This is a genomic window from Stenotrophomonas sp. STEN030 (assembly GCF_056759995.1).
Window position 1 is genome coordinate 17,081 of the sequence record NZ_JBRREB010000021.1, and the last position, 18,132, is coordinate 35,212.

General features: G+C 63.1%; 17 protein-coding genes. 13 read left to right on the forward strand and 4 right to left on the reverse strand.

The window, feature by feature from the left end; genetic code table 11:
- Nucleotides 1-146 precede the first annotated feature (146 nt).
- Nucleotides 147-899, forward strand: coding sequence for an SDR family NAD(P)-dependent oxidoreductase (locus ACVOLR_RS09100; RefSeq protein WP_481536169.1), 753 nt, complete (start codon nt 147-149; stop codon nt 897-899).
- A 39-nt stretch (nt 900-938) separates the two neighbouring features.
- Here ACVOLR_RS09100 and ACVOLR_RS09105 read toward each other — a convergent pair whose 3' ends face one another.
- Nucleotides 939-1,379 carry a PepSY domain-containing protein gene (locus ACVOLR_RS09105; RefSeq protein WP_481536170.1) on the reverse strand — a complete coding sequence of 147 codons (441 nt, stop codon included), beginning with the start codon at nt 1,377-1,379 and terminating at the stop codon, nt 939-941.
- Nucleotides 1,380-1,499: 120 nt separating this feature from the next.
- On the opposite strand from ACVOLR_RS09105, the gene ACVOLR_RS09110 reads away from it, so the two are divergent.
- From ACVOLR_RS09110 to ACVOLR_RS09120, 3 genes are read left to right on the forward strand one after another with little or no spacing between them, the layout of a single operon-like run.
- Complete coding sequence (locus ACVOLR_RS09110; RefSeq protein ID WP_481536171.1) at nt 1,500-1,808, forward strand: PepSY domain-containing protein; 309 nt, start codon at nt 1,500-1,502, stop codon at nt 1,806-1,808.
- A complete protein-coding gene (locus ACVOLR_RS09115; RefSeq protein WP_481536172.1) occupies nt 1,808-2,470 on the forward strand; it encodes a response regulator transcription factor in 663 nt (220 codons plus the stop codon). Before ACVOLR_RS09110 ends, ACVOLR_RS09115 begins: the two co-directional genes overlap by 1 nt.
- Nucleotides 2,467-3,795, forward strand: a complete 1,329-nt coding sequence (locus tag ACVOLR_RS09120) for an ATP-binding protein (protein WP_481536173.1) — start codon at nt 2,467-2,469, stop codon at nt 3,793-3,795. The genes ACVOLR_RS09115 and ACVOLR_RS09120 overlap by 4 nt, the downstream gene beginning before the upstream one ends.
- Nucleotides 3,796-3,880: 85 nt before the next feature.
- On the opposite strand, the gene speA is transcribed toward ACVOLR_RS09120, so the two are convergent.
- Nucleotides 3,881-5,770 (reverse strand): arginine decarboxylase, encoded by a 1,890-nt coding sequence (speA, locus tag ACVOLR_RS09125; protein ID WP_481536174.1) that lies wholly within the window; start codon nt 5,768-5,770, stop codon nt 3,881-3,883.
- A 238-nt stretch (nt 5,771-6,008) separates the two neighbouring features.
- On the opposite strand from speA, the gene speE reads away from it, so the two are divergent.
- Together speE and ACVOLR_RS09135 are read left to right on the forward strand one after the other, a co-directional pair.
- Nucleotides 6,009-6,866, forward strand: coding sequence for a polyamine aminopropyltransferase (gene speE, locus ACVOLR_RS09130; RefSeq protein ID WP_481533098.1), 858 nt, complete (start codon nt 6,009-6,011; stop codon nt 6,864-6,866).
- A gap of 269 nt (nt 6,867-7,135) precedes the next feature.
- Complete coding sequence (locus tag ACVOLR_RS09135; protein ID WP_481536175.1) at nt 7,136-7,792, forward strand: RIO1 family regulatory kinase/ATPase domain-containing protein; 657 nt, start codon at nt 7,136-7,138, stop codon at nt 7,790-7,792.
- A gap of 152 nt (nt 7,793-7,944) precedes the next feature.
- On the opposite strand, the gene ACVOLR_RS09140 is transcribed toward ACVOLR_RS09135, so the two are convergent.
- Nucleotides 7,945-8,283, reverse strand: a complete 339-nt coding sequence (locus tag ACVOLR_RS09140) for a P-II family nitrogen regulator (protein ID WP_057628415.1) — start codon at nt 8,281-8,283, stop codon at nt 7,945-7,947.
- A 155-nt stretch (nt 8,284-8,438) separates the two neighbouring features.
- Here ACVOLR_RS09140 and ubiK point away from each other — a divergent pair, with 155 nt between their 5' ends.
- From ubiK to ACVOLR_RS09155, 3 genes are all read left to right on the forward strand, one after another.
- The gene (gene ubiK, locus ACVOLR_RS09145; RefSeq protein WP_481536176.1) at nt 8,439-8,696 is read left to right on the forward strand and encodes a ubiquinone biosynthesis accessory factor UbiK; all 258 of its coding nucleotides are present in this window, start codon (nt 8,439-8,441) and stop codon (nt 8,694-8,696) included.
- A gap of 10 nt (nt 8,697-8,706) precedes the next feature.
- Nucleotides 8,707-10,221 (forward strand): YifB family Mg chelatase-like AAA ATPase, encoded by a 1,515-nt coding sequence (locus ACVOLR_RS09150; RefSeq protein WP_481536177.1) that lies wholly within the window; start codon nt 8,707-8,709, stop codon nt 10,219-10,221.
- Nucleotides 10,222-10,446: 225 nt separating this feature from the next.
- Nucleotides 10,447-11,973 (forward strand): esterase/lipase family protein, encoded by a 1,527-nt coding sequence (locus tag ACVOLR_RS09155; RefSeq protein ID WP_481536178.1) that lies wholly within the window; start codon nt 10,447-10,449, stop codon nt 11,971-11,973.
- A gap of 66 nt (nt 11,974-12,039) precedes the next feature.
- Here ACVOLR_RS09155 and ACVOLR_RS09160 read toward each other — a convergent pair whose 3' ends face one another.
- A complete protein-coding gene (locus ACVOLR_RS09160; protein ID WP_481536179.1) occupies nt 12,040-13,455 on the reverse strand; it encodes an aminotransferase-like domain-containing protein in 1,416 nt (471 codons plus the stop codon).
- Nucleotides 13,456-13,794: 339 nt separating this feature from the next.
- Between ACVOLR_RS09160 and ACVOLR_RS09165 the strand changes: the two genes are divergently transcribed.
- From ACVOLR_RS09165 to ACVOLR_RS09180, 4 genes are all read left to right on the forward strand, one after another.
- Nucleotides 13,795-14,970, forward strand: coding sequence for a hypothetical protein (locus tag ACVOLR_RS09165; RefSeq protein ID WP_481536180.1), 1,176 nt, complete (start codon nt 13,795-13,797; stop codon nt 14,968-14,970).
- On the forward strand, nt 14,970-15,926 hold the full coding sequence (locus ACVOLR_RS09170; RefSeq protein ID WP_481536181.1) for a hydroxymethylglutaryl-CoA lyase: 957 nt from the start codon (nt 14,970-14,972) through the stop codon (nt 15,924-15,926). Before ACVOLR_RS09165 ends, ACVOLR_RS09170 begins: the two co-directional genes overlap by 1 nt.
- A 485-nt stretch (nt 15,927-16,411) precedes the next feature.
- Nucleotides 16,412-16,918, forward strand: a complete 507-nt coding sequence (locus ACVOLR_RS09175) for an RNA polymerase sigma factor (protein WP_481536182.1) — start codon at nt 16,412-16,414, stop codon at nt 16,916-16,918.
- A gap of 106 nt (nt 16,919-17,024) precedes the next feature.
- On the forward strand, nt 17,025-17,981 hold the full coding sequence (locus ACVOLR_RS09180; RefSeq protein WP_481536183.1) for a FecR family protein: 957 nt from the start codon (nt 17,025-17,027) through the stop codon (nt 17,979-17,981).
- Nucleotides 17,982-18,132 lie beyond the last annotated feature (151 nt).

Consider the following 18,132-nt stretch of genomic DNA (forward strand, 5'->3'; position numbering starts at 1 on the left):
GAAAGGTGCGCTCGCGCGCCGCAGGCGGGCGAAAGCTCTGCACCTGCTTTGGCTTTGGCCTTGCATCTGATGCTGGCCCCACCTTCCCATACCGCCAACGCCCCCACAGTGCGAAAATCCAAGTTCCCCGCCCCAAGGATTCCGCAATGTCCAAGACCGCCCTGATCACCGGCGCCACGTCCGGCTTCGGCGCCGCCGCTGTCCGCCGCTTTGCTGCGGCCGGCTGGAAAGTGATCGCCACCGGTCGTCGTGCCGAGCGCCTGCAACCATTGGTGGACGAGTTCGGCGCCGACAAGATCCACGCCGCAGCCTTCGACATCCGCGACGCCGCTGCAATGGACGCCGCTCTGGCCGCCCTGCCGCCCGCTTTCCGCGACATCGACCTGCTGGTCAACAACGCAGGCCTCGCCCAGGGCACCGCTGCTGCCCAGCACGCCAGCCTGGAAGACTGGCGCACCATGATCGACACCAACATCACCGCGCTGGTGACGTTGACTCATCATCTGCTACCCAAGCTGATCGAACGCCGTGGCGCGATCATCAACATCAGCTCCACCGCCGCGCTGTACCCCTACCCGGGTGGCAATGCCTACGGCGGCACCAAGGCCTTCGTCAGCCAGTTCTCGCTGGGCCTGCGTGCAGACCTGCACGGCACCGGCGTACGCGTGACCGCGATCGAGCCGGGCATGGCTGAAACCGAATTTACGTTGGTGCGTACGCATGGCAATCAAGCCGCATCCGATCAGCTGTACGGCGGTGCCAGCCCGATGACCGCGCAGGACATCGCCGAGCAGATTTTCTGGGTGGCCACGCTGCCCGCGCACCTCAACGTCAACCGCATCGAATTGATGCCGGTGAGCCAGTCGTTCGCTGGCTTCCAGGTAGCTCGCAACGCCTGATCGCACGAAGCGCAGCCCTTGGCTGCGCCTCGCGGCAACTCAGTCCAACCAGCCATCACGCTCGCTGTGCAGGATGCGGCCATCAATGCCGCTCATGCGCACTTCCACGCGCTGGTTGCGGGCATTGCGTGCTTCCAGCTTCCAGGTGGCGCCATCGCGCTCCAGCGAGTGGATCTCACGCAGGCCAGCAGCGCCTGCACGGGCCAGGATCTGCTCGCTGCCCAGCAGGGTGCGGCCATCGTGCTCATCGAAGATCTCGCCGGTTGCCGGGTCCACCCAGACTTCGGCGAAGCGGCCATCTGCACGCGCGACATCGGCTTCCCAAAGACCATCATCCTTCTCGATCTCATGGATCTGGGTGTAACCAGCGGCACGCAGCTTCTGCTCGACCTCGGCCATGCCCAGCGACTTGGTCTGTGCATGGGCGCTGGTGCTCAATGCCGCGGCGATGGCGGCGGTGGCGAACAATGACTTCAACATGGGGGAGTTCCTTGAGTGCTGCCGGATCAGCCCGGCCCGGACAGTCTCCTCCGCCTGACTAACAGCGCCCTAGCCGGGGCTGTTAGTCGATTGTTAGGCGGGCACGCCAATACTTGCAGCATGTTTTCCTCCCGCGCCCTCATTGCCCTGGCCTGCCTGTCCTTGCTGATGGCCGGCACGCCGCTGGCCATCGCCCACGGCCAGGACGCCGCACAGCAGACCGCGCGCCAGGCCTTGAAGCAGGGCCGCTACGTGCCGCTGGAAAACATCGTGCGCGATGCGCTGAAGCGACATCCCGGCAAGCTGCTGGAAGTGGAACTCGACGACGGCATCTACGAAGTGGAGATCCTGCGTGCAGACGGCGTGGTCGTCGAGCTCGACTATGATGCCCGCAGCGGCGCCCTGCTGAAGACCGAACTGGACGATTGATGCGGATCCTGTTGGCCGAAGATGACCTTGAACTGGCCAGCCGCCTGCAACCCTTGCTGGAGCAGGCCGGCTACGTGGTCAGCCACGTCAGCGATGGCCGTGAAGCCGAGGAACTCGGCCAGATCGAGGAACTGCAGGCAGCCATCGTCGACCTCGGCCTGCCCGGCTTGGATGGGCTCAGCGTGATCGAGCGCTGGCGCGGCAACGGCCGCGACTTCCCGGTGCTGGTACTGACCGCACGCGGGCGCTGGCACGACAAGTTGGCCGGTTTCGATGCCGGTGCCGATGACTACCTGACCAAACCTTTCCAGGCCGATGAGCTGATCCTGCGGCTGCGGGCGCTGATCCGCCGCAGCAATGGCCACGCCAGCGCGCAGCTGAGCTGTGGGCCGTTGCAGCTGGAGATCAATGCCGGGCGTTTCCTGCTGGATGGACAGCCGTTGGCACTGAGCCCGCAGGAGTTCCGCCTGCTCAGCTATTTCATCCACCATCCGGGCAGCGTCGTCAGCCGTGAACGCTTGGGCGAGCAGGTCTTCGACGGCGGCCATGATCCGGATTCCAATGCTCTGGACGTGTTGCTGGGGCGGCTGCGGCGCAAGCTTGGTGTGGACATGATCCAAACCGTGCGCGGCCAGGGCTGGCGCTTGGTCGCACCGGCATGAAGACGCTTTCGCTGCGCGCGCGCCTGCTGCTCGCCGGTGGCCTGGGGCTGGTACTGGTCTCGGTGCTCGCCGGCGTATTGCTCGGACGCTTGTTCGAGCAGGCCGCGCGCGACAACCTGGACACGCAGCTGGAGCAGGACCTGCTGACCGTACTGGCACAGGCCGAGATCGATGCCAGCGGCAAGCTTGCGCTACGTCAGGAACCCAATGACGCCCGCTTCCAACGGGTGTTCTCCGGCGCTTACTGGCAGATCGCCACGACCGATGGGCAGGTGTTGTTGCAGTCGCGTTCGTTGTGGGATGAGAGCCTGCAACCACCAGTTCCAAGGATTCCTACCCAGGCAAGCGGCGTGGACTTCAGCGGTCCGATGCAGCAGCCCCTGCGCGGCCTGACCCAACAGGTGCGTCTGCCGCGCAGCCAGGGTCCATTGCAGGTCACTGTCGCCAGCAATCGCAGTCAACTGGATGCCGATGTCGCCCGTTTCCGCCAGCGCTCGGCGCTGGCGATGGCGGTGTTGATCGCGGCGTGGCTGGCGGTGCTGGTCAGCCAGGTGCAGTTCGGCCTGCGTCCTTTACGCGCGCTTGGCAGGCGCGTGGAGCAGGTGCGTCACGGCGATGCCGCGCAGATCAGCAGCGAGGGGCTTGGCCGTGAAGTGGCTCCGCTGGCCGATGAACTCAACGCCCTGCTGGCCCATCACCAGCGTATGGTCAGCCGCGCGCGCAGCAGCGCGCAGGATCTGGCACATGCGCTCAAGACACCGCTGAGCGTGCTGCATGCCGAGGCCGATGGCAGCGGCGAGCACTGGCGGCAAACCCTGCGCGAGCAAAGCCGGCGCATGCAGGCAAGCATTGATCGCTACCTGGCCGCTGGCATGGCCGCGGACCGGCATCAACGCAGCGCAGTCGCGCCAGTCGCGCAATCGTTGTGCCGACTGATGCAGCGTGTTCACGGCGAGCGCAACATCCGTTTCGTCGCCGACGATATCGATGCGCAGCTGTGCTTTGCCGGGGCGACAGCCGACCTCGAAGAAATGCTCGGCAACCTACTTGACAACGCTGGCCGCTGGGCGGCGCATGAAGTGCGTATCCAGGCGCGTGCAGACAATCAGCAGGTACTGATCGACATCATCGACGACGGCCCGGGCTTGGCCGAGGAAGCGCTGCAACAGGTGCTGCAACGTGGCGTACGTCTGGACGAGCGTGATGGCAGCAGCGGGCTTGGACTGGCGATAGTCGCCGACATCGTCGACAGCTATGGCGGCAGCTTGACCCTGCGCAATACCGGCAGCGGGCTGTGCGCAAGCCTGCAGCTGCCACGGGCCTGAGCGCACATCGAATCAGTACGCCAAAGAAAACGCCGCACAGGCAAGCCTGCGCGGCGTTCGCTGTTTCCTTGCCTGTGCTGATGGATCAGCCCAGCGGTTCGTCCGACAGGTAGGTGTAACCGGTCAGGCCCGCTTCCAGTGCGGCATCCAACTCCGCTGCACGCTCTGCTGACAGATCGGCTGCGGCCACCCGCTCACGGTACGAGGCGCGCAGGTCATCCAGGCTGTAACCAACGTAGTCCAGCATCACGTCGGTGGTATCACCGCGGCGCTGCTGGGTGATCACGTAGCCATCGTCGTCCACCACCACTTCCACCGCATCGGTATCGCCGAACAGGTTGTGGATATCGCCGAGGATTTCCTGGTAGGCACCGACCAGGAAGAAGCCGATGCGGTAGCTCTCGCCGTGGCGCACGGCGTGCAGCGGCAACGAGCTGTCCAGGCTTTCGTTCTCGACGTAGGTCTTGACCATGCCATCGGAATCGCAGGTCATGTCGGCGATCACGCCGCGACGCTCGGGGCGCTCGTTCAAGCGCTCGATCGGTACGATCGGGAACACCTGGTCGATTGCCCAGGCATCCGGAATCGACTCGAACACGCTGAAGTTGACGAAGTACTTGTCGACCAGGCGGTCGTTCAATTCGTCCAGCGCCGGACGATGGCTCTTTTCGTCATAGCTCAGGCGCGCGCGCACGCCGTTGGCGATGGCATAGAACAGGTCGTCGATGCGCGCACGCTGCGGCAGGTCGATCTGGCCCAGTGCATAGGCGCTCAAGCCTTCGGCGTGGAAATGCTGGGCTTCCTGGAACAGCTCCACCGCCGGGCGCTGGTCGAGTTCCTCGTGGATCTCGCGCAGATGACGGATCGCCGCTGGCTCGTCGTCATGCGCTTCCGGCACGCGCCCTTCGGCTGCCTGTTCGACTTCCGACACGTTGGCGATCAGCACCGCGTGGTGCGCGGTCATTGCACGGCCGCACTCGGTGATGATGCGAGGCGGGGTCAGACCATGCGCTTCGCAGGCTTCGGCCAGCGGCTGCACGATGTTGCTGGCGTAGGCATTGAGGCCGTAGTTGATCGAGCAGTAGCTGCGCGAACGGGTGCCTTCGTAATCGATGCCCAGACCGCCGCCGACATCGACGTGGCTGATCTTGGCGCCCAGCTGCGACAGCTCGACGAAGTAACGGGTGGCTTCGCGCATGCCGTTGGCGATATCGCGCACATTGCTGATCTGGCTGCCCATGTGGAAATGCAGCAGGTTCAGGCAATCGGCGTACTCGGTGTCGCGCAGGGCCTTCCACAGGTCCAGCAGCTGGCGCGGGGACAGGCCGAACTTGGCCTTGTCGCCGCCGCTGTTCTGCCACTTGCCGGCGCCCAGCGAAGCCAGACGCATGCGCACGCCCAGGCCCGGCATCACGTCCAGCGCCTTGGATTCCTCCAGCACCAGCTTCAGCTCGGACGGCTTCTCGATGACGATATAGGTCTGCAGGCCGAGCTTGCGGCCGATCAGGGCCAGGCGGATGTACTCGCGGTCCTTGTAGCCGTTGCAGACGATCAGCCCGCCCGGCCGGCTCAGCGCCAGCACCGCCATCAGCTCCGGCTTGGAACCGGCTTCCAGGCCGAAGCCCTCGCCGTGGTGGCTGGCCAGCGTGCCGGCCACGCCACGGTGCTGGTTCACCTTGATCGGGTAGACCGCGGTATAGCCGCCGGCGTAGTCCCAGTCGGACTGGGCCTGGGCGAACGCCGCCTGCAGCTTGCCCAGGCGCTGGCCGAGGATGTCCGGGAAGCGCACCAGCAACGGCAGTTTGGCGCCGGCAGCACGCGCCGAATCGACAATCTGCGGCAACGACACCGCCGCGCCTTCGGCGCCAACGGGACGGACCACCAAGTGGCCTGCGGTATCGACGTCGAAATATCCGTCGGACCAGTGCGGAATCGAATAGGTCTTGCGGGCCTGTTCGAGGGACCAATCGCTCATCGGCGTAGCAACTCTCAGCTGTGGATAAATAAGGACGCGCATTCTAACGCTAGCGGGGCAAGGGTCCGTTACAATCCGCGCCCGCGCCCTCACCCCAGCCTGACTGAATCGGGGTTCCGGGCCAGATTACGGGTGAAACCCTGCTGTGGCAGGCTCACCGCTGCCCTCATCCGCCCCTTTGGGGCACCTTCTCCCGCCCGCGGGAGAAGGGAAAAGTCCATTGCACCCAGGAATCATCATGACCTCCAACGAAAACTGGTTCATCGAACACTTCCAGCCGACCGGTTCGGCTATTGGTTTCCGCATCACCGGCAAGCTGGACGAGGTGCAGTCGCCGTTCCAGAAGATCGAGATCTACGACAGCACCGACTGGGGCAAGTTGATGGTCATCGATGGCGCCATGATGCTGACCACCAAGGACAATTTCTTCTACCACGAGATGATCAGCCACCCGGTGCTGTTCACCCACCCGGCGCCCAAGCGCGTGGTGATCATCGGCGGCGGCGATTGCGGCACCCTGCGCGAGGTGCTCAAGCACCCGGGCGTGGAAAGCGCCACCCAGTGCGATATCGACGAGCAGGTCACCCGCATGGCCGAGAAGTACTTCCCGGAACTGTGTGAATCCAACGGCGACGTGCGCGCCGAGCTGCTGTTCGACGACGGCGTGGCCTATATGGCCAACTGCGCCCCGGGCAGCGTGGACGTGGTGATCGTGGACTCCACCGACCCGGTTGGCCCGGCCGAAGGCCTGTTCAACAAGGCCTTCTTCGAAAGCTGCTTCCGCGCCCTGAAGGACGACGGCCTGCTGGTGCAGCAGAGCGAGTCGCCGCTGGCCCTGCTGGAGCTGATCAAGGACATGCGTTCGGAAATGGGCAAGGCTGGCTTCCAGTCGTTCAAGACCCTGCCCTTCCCGCAGCCGTGCTACCCGACCGGCTGGTGGTCGGTGACCGTGGCCAGCAAGCAGGCCGGTTTCGGCTTCGGCTTCCGCGAGGCCGATTCGGCCGCCAAGCCGTTCGACACCCTGTACTACACCGCGCCGCTGCACACCGGCGTGCTGGTCAGCCCGCCGTTCGTGGCCAAGGCACTGGGCGAATAAGCCCGCTGCCAGCGCTGTGAACCAAACCCCGCGCCCGCAACGGCGCGGGGTTTTTCGTTCAGGGCCCGGCGCGGCGCACACGCCCCTGGCGGTGACAACCGCGTGATCGCAACAATCATTTCCGTCACAAGATTCCTACATTTTTTTTACATTCAGCAATTCATGGACTGTGCAGTTTTATAATTGCCGCACATCCCCGCCCACCCAGGGCACGTTAGACCGGCTTTGCAAGACGCTTTCCGCGCCATGCCCGCGTCAGGAAGGTTTTGATGAACACATTGCCCAACTTCGACGGCGAACACGCGGTTGTTCCCGCCCACCATCTGCTCAAGCGTGGCGAACGCCTGCTGGAGCCCGATGTCTACCGCACCGAACTGGACGGTCGCCCGGCGGTGGTCAAGGATTACCGCCGCTATCAAGGCACCCCCTTGTCGCCGGTGGCGCGCCTGTTGGTGCGCCGCGAAGCCAAGGTGCTCAAGCGCCTGCAGGGCTGGAAGCACGCCCCGGCGCTGCTGGGCACCTTGGGCGGGTTGGCGCTGGGCATGGAATTCATCCCCGGCGATACCTTGAGCGCCGGTGTGCAGGGTGTGAGCCAGGAAGTCTTCGACCAGCTGCAGAACGCCTTGGCGCGCCTGCACGCGGCCGGCATTACCCACAACGACCTGCATGGCACAAATGTGGTGGTCAGCGCCGGCGTGCCGGTGCTGCTGGATTTCACCTCGGCGCTGCGCTCACCACGCTGGCTGCGCAACTGGCCGATCTCGCGCCAACTGCGCCGCAGTGACATGAAAAACCTGGTGAAGATGCGCCAGCGTTTGACTGGTCAGAAGCCCAGTGCCGAACAGGCCGCGGCACTGGCCGAGCCGGGCTGGGTGCAGGCGGTGCGGAATGCGTGGAAGCGGTTGTACCGGCGGATCAAGGGCTAAGGCCAAAGCTACCCCAACCCTCCCCTCCGCCTTCGGCGCAAGGGAGGGAGCAGAGCTTGGCCCCCTCCCTTTGGCGCAGCCAAGGGGAGGGCTGGGGAGGGGTGCTCTAAAGCTCTAAAGCTTCAAAACCCCAAACCCCCAAACCCCAAACCTCAAAGCGCATCGCCATCCAGCTCGCCGGTGCGGATTCGCACCACGCTGCCCAGGTCGTACACGAATACCTTGCCGTCGCCGATCTTGCCGGTGCCAGCAGCCTTGACGATGGCTTCCACCACTTCATCGGCCTGCGCGTCGGTCACGGCGACCTCGATCTTCACCTTCGGCAGGAAATCGACCACGTACTCGGCACCGCGATACAGCTCGGTGTGGCCCTTCTGCCGACCAAAGCCCTTGACCTCGGTGACGGTGATACCGGCCACGCCGCGTTCGGCTAGCGCCTCGCGCACGTCGTCCAGCTTGAACGGCTTGACGATGGCCATGATCATCTTCATTGGTCGGCTCCTTGGGTGATGCCTGCAGCATACCGTGCAGGCTGACGTGCCACTAGCAAGGTTCCGGACTATCCTTACCATTGGCAATAACGGATACCGATGCCCGCAACCAACAGCCGCCGCCTAGGCTCGGCTCAACCCTGCGGAGAAACCCCATGATCGACCTCAACCACATCGACGAGCTGGCCCGCCGCCTGAGCAGCCTGGTGCCGCCGGGTCTGCGCGAATCGCGCGAAGAACTGCAGGCCACCTTCAAGACCGCGCTGCAGGCCGGGCTGAGCAAGCTGGACCTGGTCACACGCGAAGAATTTGAAGTGCAGCGTGCGGTACTGCTGCGCACCCGTGAAAAGCTCGACGCGCTGGAACACGCCGTCGCCGCCCTGGAAAACCGCGCCTCCGACAAGAACGCCTGAGCGCCGGGCGGTGAGCCTGGCGCTGGTGCACAGCCGCGCCCGCGCGGGCGTGCACGCACCGCTGGTACAGGTGGAAGTACACCTGTCCGGCGGCCTGCCCTTCACCCAGATCGTCGGCCTGCCCGAGGCCGCAGTGCGCGAGTCACGCGACCGCGTGCGTGCCGCCATCATGTGTGCGCAGTTCGACTATCCCGCACGCCGCATCACCATCAATCTGGCGCCGGCCGATCTGCCCAAGGAAGGCGGCCGTTTTGATCTGCCGATCGCACTGGGCATTCTCGCTGCCAGTGGTCAGATCGACCGCAACGCGCTGGCCGATTACGAATTCATCGGCGAACTGGCATTGACTGGTGAACTGCGTGCGGTAGATGGCGCACTGCCGGCTGCCATCTCAGCCGCCGATGCCCAGCGCTGCCTGATCGTGCCGCCGGGCAACGCTGACGAGGCGGCACTGGCTCAGTATGCCGAAGTCAAGGTCGCACGCACCTTGCTGGAAGTCTGCGCCGCACTGGGCGGCAGCAAACAGCTGCCCGATGCGCAGGTGCCGTCCACCGAGCCCGCCGTATTGGCCGACCTCAGCGACGTGCGTGGTCAGCAACATGCGCGACGTGCTTTGGAGATTGCCGCAGCAGGCGGCCATCATCTGCTGTTGTTGGGTTCGCCCGGCTGCGGCAAGACCCTGCTGGCCTCGCGTCTGCCCGGCATCCTGCCCGAGGCCAGTGAAGAAGAAGCGCTGGAATCCGCTGCCATCGCCTCGATCAGTGGGCGCGGTGTTGAACCCAGTCGCTGGCGACAGCGCCCTTACCGTTCGCCGCACCACACAGCCAGCGCGGTTGCCCTGGTTGGCGGTGGCTCGCACCCACGCCCTGGCGAAGTTTCCCTCGCGCACAACGGCGTTTTGTTTCTCGATGAATTACCCGAGTGGAGCCGACATGCCTTGGAAGTGCTGCGCGAACCATTGGAGTCCGGCACAGTCACCGTCTCGCGGGCGGCGCGCAGCATGGAATTTCCTGCACGCTTCCAGCTGGTCGCGGCTATGAATCCCTGTCCCTGCGGCTGGGCAGGTGACAGCAGCGGGCGCTGCCGTTGCTCGGCCGAAAGCATCCGCCGCTACCGCGCACGCATCTCCGGGCCGCTGCTGGACCGCATCGACCTGCATCTGCAGGTGCCACGGCTGGCGCCGAGTGAATTGCGTGGAGATGCAACTACGGGTGAAAGCAGCGCCGAGGTGCGTGCTCGGGTAGTGCTTGCGCGTGCACAACAGCTGGAACGTGCTGGCAAGGCCAATGCACACCTTGGACAGGCAGAGACGTTGCGGGACTGCGGCTTGTCGACTTCCGATGCTGATCTGCTCGAGAGGGCGATGGAGCGATTGCAGCTATCGGCAAGGTCGATGCATCGAATTCTCCGGGTGGCACGGACGATTGCCGACCTTGCCGGGGAAACAGCGATCCAGCGGGCGCATCTGACCGAGGCAATTGGCTATCGGCTGTTGGAACGGGGTGGGGTTGGGGGGGAGAGGTAGGTTGTTGTGGGCTTCGGGGCTTGCCGGAGCTGCTGCAACGGCAAAGGATTTACCCCTCCCCAACCCTCCCCTGCGCTTCGCGCAAGGGAGGAAGCCAAGCTGCGCCCCCTCCCTTTGGCGCAGCCAAGGGGAGGGCTGGGGAGGGGTGAGCTTTCAAAGCACCAGATTCAAGACAAATCCAAGAAATACGTTCACCATCGCCAGCAGCCCCCGCAGAGACCGGCCATGGAACGTATTGAACGCCCCTACTTCCCGATCATCTACGTGCGCGGCTACGCGATGACCCGCGATGAGATCGTCGAAACCACCTCCACGCCGTTCATGGGCTTCGAGGCCGGCTCCACCAAGATGCGTCAGGCGCAGGACGGCAGCATCGTCAAGTTCGTGTTCGAGTCGCCATTGGTGCGCTTGATGAAGGACTACAACTACCGCGATGTCTACGAGTTCGGGGCCGAGCGCCGCGATCGTATCTCGCCACGCTGCATCGTCATCCACCGCTACTACGATCCCGCCGACCCGGCCTTCGGCGATGGCAAGACGCCATCCATCCCCAATGCCGCCGCCGCGCTGGGCAAGCGCATCGAACAACTGCGCGACAGCATATGCGGCAACAACGCAGCCATGCGCAAGGAGTTCCGCGTGTATCTGGTCGCCCATTCGATGGGCGGGCTGATCTGCCGCTGCCTGCTGCAGAATCCGGACGTGGCCAGCGCCGAAGTGCGGGCCATGGTGGACAAGGCCTTCACCTATGCCACGCCGCACAACGGCATCGAGGTCGGCGGCATCAACCTGCCGAACCTGCTGTCGATCAACGACATGAATAATTTCAACCGCAGCAACATGGGCAAGTACCTGAAGGTTCCCAAGGACAAGGTCAATACCTTGGGCAACTCCGGCTTCCCACCCGAGCGGCTGTTCTGCCTGATCGGCACCAACAGCCGCGACTATGCTGCTGCACATGGATTGTCGTCGTTTGCGGTTGGTGCGCTGAGCGATGGCCTGGTGCGTATCGCCAACGCCTATGTTGAAGGCTCACCGCGGGCCTTCGTCAACCGCAGCCATAGCGGTTACTTCGGCATCGTCAATTCCGAGGAGGGCTACCAGAATCTGGTGCGCTTCCTGTTCGGCGACACCTGCGCCACCGCCCAGCTCGATATCAGCGCCCTGCCCTTTCCGCCAGAGATCGAAGCAGCGCGCAAGCGCGGCAAGAAGATTGAATCCTCGTACTACATCGAGGCCACCGTTGCCCCGCGTGGCGCTTACACCTATGAACTGACTTCACGCACCCAGGCCAACCAATGCGCCATCCGACGCGAGTACCGTGACATCTTCGATGCACAGGGCAATCTGTTGAAGGACCAGCGTTCGACCGTGCTGTTCTCGGTGTTCCTGGACAGTAGCAAGATCCTGGCCGGCAGCGAAATCGCCTTCTCGATCGACCTGGCGGTCAGCAATGCCGGCTACCAGGTGGATGGCGCCTTGTTCCTGAAGAACCATATCCCCGGCGAGTACCTGTTCCGCAACACGCTGGTGGTATTCGCAAAACCCGACGACGCAGGCGGTTGGCGCCTGCGCTATGTCTGGAGTGACGACCAATGGGCTGGCGGCCCCAAGAATGAGGCCGAACTGGATACCGCGCGTACCAAGGCCATCGGCATCAACCAGCAGGCTCCGAACATCTTCGCAGTACCGCTGCGGTCAGCCAAAGGCTTCAACGCCGAGTTGAAGCTCTCGCTTTCCGACTGGCAATGATCTCTCACCATGCAAGACGGTGCTGGGTGCTCCGCTAGCGGCAGCCCCCAGTTCGTCGCGCCATTCTCAAGCCAGCGCCGTGGACTGATCCATCTCCTCGCGGAGACTATCGATGAAGACGCTGTCATTCAAATAGGCAACGTTCAAACGTGTCCACGGTGACACCTGTTCCGAGTCGATATTGAAGAACGCACCCGGCGCCAGTACAACGCCGCGTGACAGCAAGCGCGCGGTCAGCGAGCGGGTATCGTCGATGCCATCGAAACGGGCCCATAGATACAGGCTTTGTTCCGGCGTGGCATAGACGGTTGCATCCAGCCGATTCAGCACCTCCAGCCCTTCCGCGGTGGCCGCGCGCACCCGGTCCTGCAAACGCCCTACATGGCGCAGGAAGTTTCCTTCGCGCAGGATCGCCTCAAGCACACGCTCGCCGTACTCGCTGCTGCCGATGTGCAACAGCATCTTCAGGTCAGCCAGTTCTTCGATGTGTGCGTTCTCGCCGGCGATGAACCCGCTGCGCAACGCCGCCGATACCGATTTTGAGAAGCTGCCCACATACAGCGTATTCCTGAACTGCGACAACGAGGACAGGCGGAACGCCGAGTTCGGCTTGAAGTCGGCCATTGCGTCGTTCTCGACAATCAGCACATTGTGCGCCGCTGCCAACTCCAGCAAGCGCTTGCCTACTTCCGGCGACACATCGGTTCCGGTCGGGTTGTGCGCAGTGGTCTGCATGAAGAAAACGCGCGCCTTGCTGGTCTGCAACGCCGCCTCGAACTCAGCCAGATCAGGACCATCTACACGGCGTGTGATTGCAATCGACTTTGCGCCCTGCAACTGCAGTTTGCCAAACAGCGGGTAGTAACCAGGCTGCTCGACCAACACCGTATCGCCTGGCGCGACGTAGCGCCGGATGATCAGGTCCAACGCATGATTGGCGCCAAATGTAGTTACCAACTGTCGCGGCCCCAGCTCCATCCCATGCATGGCCATGCGTCGGATCAGTTGCTGCCGCAACGGCAGGTAGCCATAACGGTTGCCGTAACGGAACAAGCTGCCGATGCCGCTGCGTGCGACCTGTCGATGGAAGCGATCCAGTCGCATATAGGTCAACCAATCAACAGGCGGAAATCCTTCGGCAAGATGTGACCGCCCCGGCTCACGAATCGCCTGCTGGCGCATCATCCACAAGGTATCGATGACCCTGCTGTAACCCACAGGCTCTTCATCGACATCCCGTTCCGGCGGCGCTTCGACGCCACGCACGAAAAACCCCTTGCCATGCTGCGCCTCAACCAGCGCTCGCTCACCAAGCAAGTCAAACGCCGAGATAACCGTATTCTTCGAGTAGCCATTCAATCGTGCGTACTCGCGCAACGACGGCAGCTTGTCTCCAGGCTTCAGCACACCGGCCAGGATCTGACGACCGATGTCCATTGCAACTTTTTCCGCTAATGAAATCTTCCGTGGTTCAGAGCGCATAAAAATCCATACAAATTTCTTCGGGCGCTCACTGTATCTACGCGCCAACACACTCTGTAAAGAGCATAAATAGACATTTCGATATGAACTGGTAGATACGCTTCAGCGTAGTCGCTGTTCGGAAAAACTGTACCTTTCGCCCGTGCTGCTCAGAGCACATTGTGTCCTGCATTTTTTGTAATCCTCGCCGACATTCGGTCGACAGGGCATCCGACGTTGAGCGCAAATCATGCGCACCCAGAAAACGCGTCGCCACTTGGAGCCGCGTCAGCGAAAGCCAACATGCCGCGCAACTCTAACGATGGCATCGGAAGGAACGAAGCAGCGAGAACGCAACCCGTGAACAACGATCCATCCGTGCTGGACGGCCGACACTCTGCCACTTCTGAGCCAGTCGCTTTCGTCGACAACCTTCTGGTGAACGGCACGAGCCTTCTCGTTCCACTAAAAGAGCTTCATCCAGGACAGGTCCGCACTCTCCAGCACATCGCTGACCTTGCGCACCGAACCGGCGGATTCCGCGTCTTTTGCGCGGGCCCATTGCTGCGTGCATGCGTCCAGTTCAGTGCTATCCGCGATGTTCACAGTGCTCGCCTGCAGGTACTTAAGCTTCGAAATCAGCTTATCGGCCTCGTCAATACAATGAATCCAACACTCGCTTCAGGCGGCGGCTGCAAGGATATTGATGCAACTGTACGCGTAGCCGCCGATACAGGTGCATATCTCGAGATTGTAGTGATTGTCGAGGTTCCCTATCGATCCGATGTCCACGTCATCGACAGCGTAATTGCGAAGTTGGCACCGCTGATAGAGCAGCTGACGCACGGCGTGCGAGGAAGAGCTTCCATCAAAGATGTTGCTGATCGCCATTTGTTATGTGCGCAGGTAACAATTGACCCGAGCACCTTCTCGCTTGATCCAGCGTCAGGCCATGCGTTGGCTGGGCGTATCGTCGACCTGCATAATTACACCTGCATCGCCAGGGATCGTGGCAGCGCACGCAATGCGGACATCCTCGCAACGGCGAATTCGGTGCTTTCCGCTATTGACCCTGCAAGCGACAGCACTGGCGGTAGACGAAAGAAATGGACGGCCCGCGACGAACATGGTGTGCCATTGGCCATCTGGTACCGCGACCATCACGGTCATCTGGCTGGGAGGATCTGCCTGCCGGTGCTCACTGAGCAGACGGATCATAACGGTGCAGCGGTGGACACGGACTCGGCACCGGCACCGGCACCGGCACCGGCTGACATTGCTGCCATCAGCCAGTGCAGACAGCTACTCAACTCCGCTGTCGCCGCCATCGGTTTGGCGCAGAGTCTAGCCAACCTGCATGCACATGCTGCCGATGCGATCGCGCGGGGCAATCCCGATCAGTATGCACATGACCTGGCTTTATTGGTTGGTGCTCGCGACAGTGAAATCGTTCGCATCGTGAAGACTCTTATATCCGCGCAGAGCATCCGTAGTGATAAGGCGATCGCTGCGCTTGAAAATCTGCGGGGGCGGTGATGAACAACCCAGATGAAGCACAGGAAGATCGTGTCCGCATCATCGAGATTGGTCCGCGTAGAGGCCTTGAAAGCCAGCTGAAGTTACTGCCAACCAGCGTTCGCGTGAACATGATCGAATTACTGGAGTCAGCAGGTATCAAGGAGCTCGAGATTGGTTCCTTGACCACATCGCGTTTGGTGTCGCGGATGGCTGATACCGCAGCGGTGTGCGCGCTACTGGGGCCGCCGCCACTCAATCGAATCCGTTCGGTGATGGTTGCCGACATGAAGGGCTTGGACATGGCAGTCGCCGCCGGCTGCCGCGACATCACCATCGCGTCTGCCGCTTCGGATGCGTATTGCCGGGCCAATCTCAACTGCAACATCACCGAGAGCCTGCGCCGTGCCGATGAGATCACCGCGCGTGCTCTGGCCCTCGGCATCCAAGTCCGTGCCACGCTGGCCACGGTCATCCATTGCCCGTTCGGTGGAGCGGTGACGACTGCGGAAGTCATCCGTATCGTCCGCGCGCTCTACGATATGGGCTGCCGTGAGATCAGCCTGTGCGATACCACCGGTAGCGGCAGCCCGGCATCGGTTGGCGTGCTGCTGCGTGCCTGTGCCAGCGAAGTGCCCATCCACCGCTTGGCAACGCATCTCCATGACACCTTCGGCCTGGCAATCGCCAATGTCATCGAAGCATTGGAGCACGGTGTGCGCGCGTTTGACGGTTCCATCTCCGGGCTTGGCGCTGACAGCCACGCACCAGGTGCAGCAGGCAGTCTTGCCACCGAAGATCTGGCCTATCTCTTCTCCGAGCTGGGAATCAACTGCAACGCCGATCTCGATGGCTTGCTACTGGCTGCCGACTACATCGACTGCGTACTTGAGCGCAAAACCGAGTCGCGCGTTGGTCGGGCACTGCGGGCGCGAGGAAGCCAGCGGAAGGACACTGCCAGAATCTGGATTGGATGAGCAACTCCAGTTGTTTCAGTGGATTTGCGGCGGGCCCCAGCTTGCTGGTCGCCGTAGTATCCGGTACCCGCGCGTCGCCGGCCTGATGCTTTGTACTTCGGCGCGCTAGTAGCCGCGCCAGGTCAGTCCAGCATACTCAGTTGCAAGTGGCCGCCAGCCGGCTTGGCCGCCGCTTGCTACGTCTGCGCTTCCATTGGATCGCCACGATTCTGACGCAGGCCATTGCTCCGGCCGCTTGCCACAGTGCCTGACCAACCTCGCATCTGACACGCCATCGCGGATGAAAGTATGATGTGGCGGTCAGCAAGCATAGCGGCCAGCCGACCACCCCGTGCCGGCGCCGAGCGCCGTGGAGAGACTCCCATGCCGCTGCTGTCGAATCCTTGGCCATGCTGGCGGAAGCAGCAGCGCCATCCGCCCGCCCTGCCCCACACCACGCCAGCCTGCATGTCACAGCTGCGTGGCGTCGTCGGCTGCCAGCACTGATGACCGCGCCCAGCTCGCGCCTGATTGATGCCTTCCTCGGCCTGTACAGCGAGTTGAAGCGGCACCTACGGCGGCGTACTGGCGACAACACCCGTGCCGAAGAGGTCATGCAGGAAACCTATCTACGCCTGCTGGAGACCGACAGCCGTCAGCAGCAAGAGCAGATCCGCGACCAGCGCGCTTTCATCTTCCGCGTCGCCGGCAACCTCGCCATCGATGTGGCGCGACGCGAGCAGCGCGCAGGCGGCAGCGGCGAGCCCGATCCGCAGCAGGCCGACCCTGTCGCCAACCCGGAGCGCAACGCCATTGCCCAGGATCGCCTGCGGCAGCTCGACGCTGCCTTGCGCGAGCTGCCGCCCAATGCACGCCTGGCCTTGCTGCTGTTCCGCGTCGACGGCCTGTCGCATGCACTGATCGCGCGCCGCCTTGGCGTATCGGAGAGCATGGTGGCCAAGTACCTGGCGCAGGCACTACGGCATTGCCGCGACCGCCTGGGGCCATCCTGAGGGCGACGATGGAAGATGATCGCTGCCGCCACTGCAACTTTGGCCTTGGCGAAACGTCTTATAGGTAGACAACCCCTCTCTCAGCGCAGCCCCCAGCCACGCCACGATGTTCGACCGCTTCCGAATCCGCAACAACGCGCTCAACGACGAATCCATCCAGTGGGCAATCCGCCTGGGTGCGCGACCGTCTGCGGGCGATAGAGCGGCGTTCGAGCGCTGGTGCCAGCGTTCCCCTGCGCATGCCGAGGCTGCGCGGCAGGCGTTCGCGCTGCTCGACGACGTTGGTAACACCGCGCTTTCGGCCGAGCACCGGCATTGGGTGCAGGCGCTGACGCCGGCGCCGCGCCGGATCAGCCGTCGCGCGGTGCTGGCGGGTGGCTTGTCAGCAGCTGCAATGGCCGGCGTGGTCGGTACTGGTCTATTGGGGCCGGTCAGCGGTGTACTTGCCGACCACAGCACCCGCATCGGCCAGCGGCGGCAGGCGTCGCTTGGCGACGGATCGACCGCCTGGCTCAACAGCGAGAGCGCGTTCTCGCAGGCATTTTCCAACGTCCGCCGCAGCGTCTCGGTAGCCGCCGGTGAACTGCTGTTCGACGTCGCGCCCGACCCGCAGCGGCCCTTCGTGATCGAGAGCCGCGATGGCAGCGTCCATTGCAGCGTCGGCCGCTTTGCCTTGCACCGCGAGCCACGCCGCAGCACGCTGACCGTGGTCTCCGGCCTGGCCGAACTGCGCAACCGAGCCGGCGCCAGTATCGAAATGATCCCCAACCAGCGCGTTGCCTTCAGCGCCGATGTACTTGGCAAGGCTGAGAACGTCGATGCGGGCGCATTGACGGCCTGGGTACGCGGCAAGCTGATCTTCAACCAGCAGAGCGTGGCTGCCATTGCAGGCGAGCTGCAGCGCTATGTGCCGGGACGTATCGTCGTGTTTGGCGAGCCCTTGCAGCAACTGCAGCTCACTGGCGTGTTCGAGCTGGATGACATTGATGCACTGCTGCGCAACATCGCTGCACTGGCCGGGGCGGAACTGATCCGCCTGCCGCTGCTGACCTTGATCCGCTGAGCCACTGAGCCACCGGTAAGCGCTGTAACCCTGCATCAGCCGTAACAGGCAGGTACACAAAGGGCCAGGGAAAAAATTTGCTGCTGACGCTGCAAGTTTCGCCCGCGACGGCCGTCTATAGGAATGAGACTTATTCTCATAAAGTCAACGC

Bases quoted from the DNA above. Each gene is read 5' to 3' on its own strand.
- ACVOLR_RS09100 (WP_481536169.1), top strand. From the start codon at position 147: ATGTCCAAGACCGCCCTGATCACCGGCGCCACGTCCGGCTTCGGCGCC.
- ACVOLR_RS09105 (WP_481536170.1), bottom strand. From the start codon at position 1,379: ATGTTGAAGTCATTGTTCGCCACCGCCGCCATCGCCGCGGCATTGAGC.
- ACVOLR_RS09110 (WP_481536171.1), top strand. From the start codon at position 1,500: ATGTTTTCCTCCCGCGCCCTCATTGCCCTGGCCTGCCTGTCCTTGCTG.
- ACVOLR_RS09115 (WP_481536172.1), top strand. From the start codon at position 1,808: ATGCGGATCCTGTTGGCCGAAGATGACCTTGAACTGGCCAGCCGCCTG.
- ACVOLR_RS09120 (WP_481536173.1), top strand. From the start codon at position 2,467: ATGAAGACGCTTTCGCTGCGCGCGCGCCTGCTGCTCGCCGGTGGCCTG.
- speA (WP_481536174.1), bottom strand. From the start codon at position 5,770: ATGAGCGATTGGTCCCTCGAACAGGCCCGCAAGACCTATTCGATTCCG.
- speE (WP_481533098.1), top strand. From the start codon at position 6,009: ATGACCTCCAACGAAAACTGGTTCATCGAACACTTCCAGCCGACCGGT.
- ACVOLR_RS09135 (WP_481536175.1), top strand. From the start codon at position 7,136: ATGAACACATTGCCCAACTTCGACGGCGAACACGCGGTTGTTCCCGCC.
- ACVOLR_RS09140 (WP_057628415.1), bottom strand. From the start codon at position 8,283: ATGAAGATGATCATGGCCATCGTCAAGCCGTTCAAGCTGGACGACGTG.
- ubiK (WP_481536176.1), top strand. From the start codon at position 8,439: ATGATCGACCTCAACCACATCGACGAGCTGGCCCGCCGCCTGAGCAGC.
- ACVOLR_RS09155 (WP_481536178.1), top strand. From the start codon at position 10,447: ATGGAACGTATTGAACGCCCCTACTTCCCGATCATCTACGTGCGCGGC.
- ACVOLR_RS09160 (WP_481536179.1), bottom strand. From the start codon at position 13,455: ATGCGCTCTGAACCACGGAAGATTTCATTAGCGGAAAAAGTTGCAATG.
- ACVOLR_RS09170 (WP_481536181.1), top strand. From the start codon at position 14,970: ATGAACAACCCAGATGAAGCACAGGAAGATCGTGTCCGCATCATCGAG.
- ACVOLR_RS09175 (WP_481536182.1), top strand. From the start codon at position 16,412: ATGACCGCGCCCAGCTCGCGCCTGATTGATGCCTTCCTCGGCCTGTAC.
- ACVOLR_RS09180 (WP_481536183.1), top strand. From the start codon at position 17,025: ATGTTCGACCGCTTCCGAATCCGCAACAACGCGCTCAACGACGAATCC.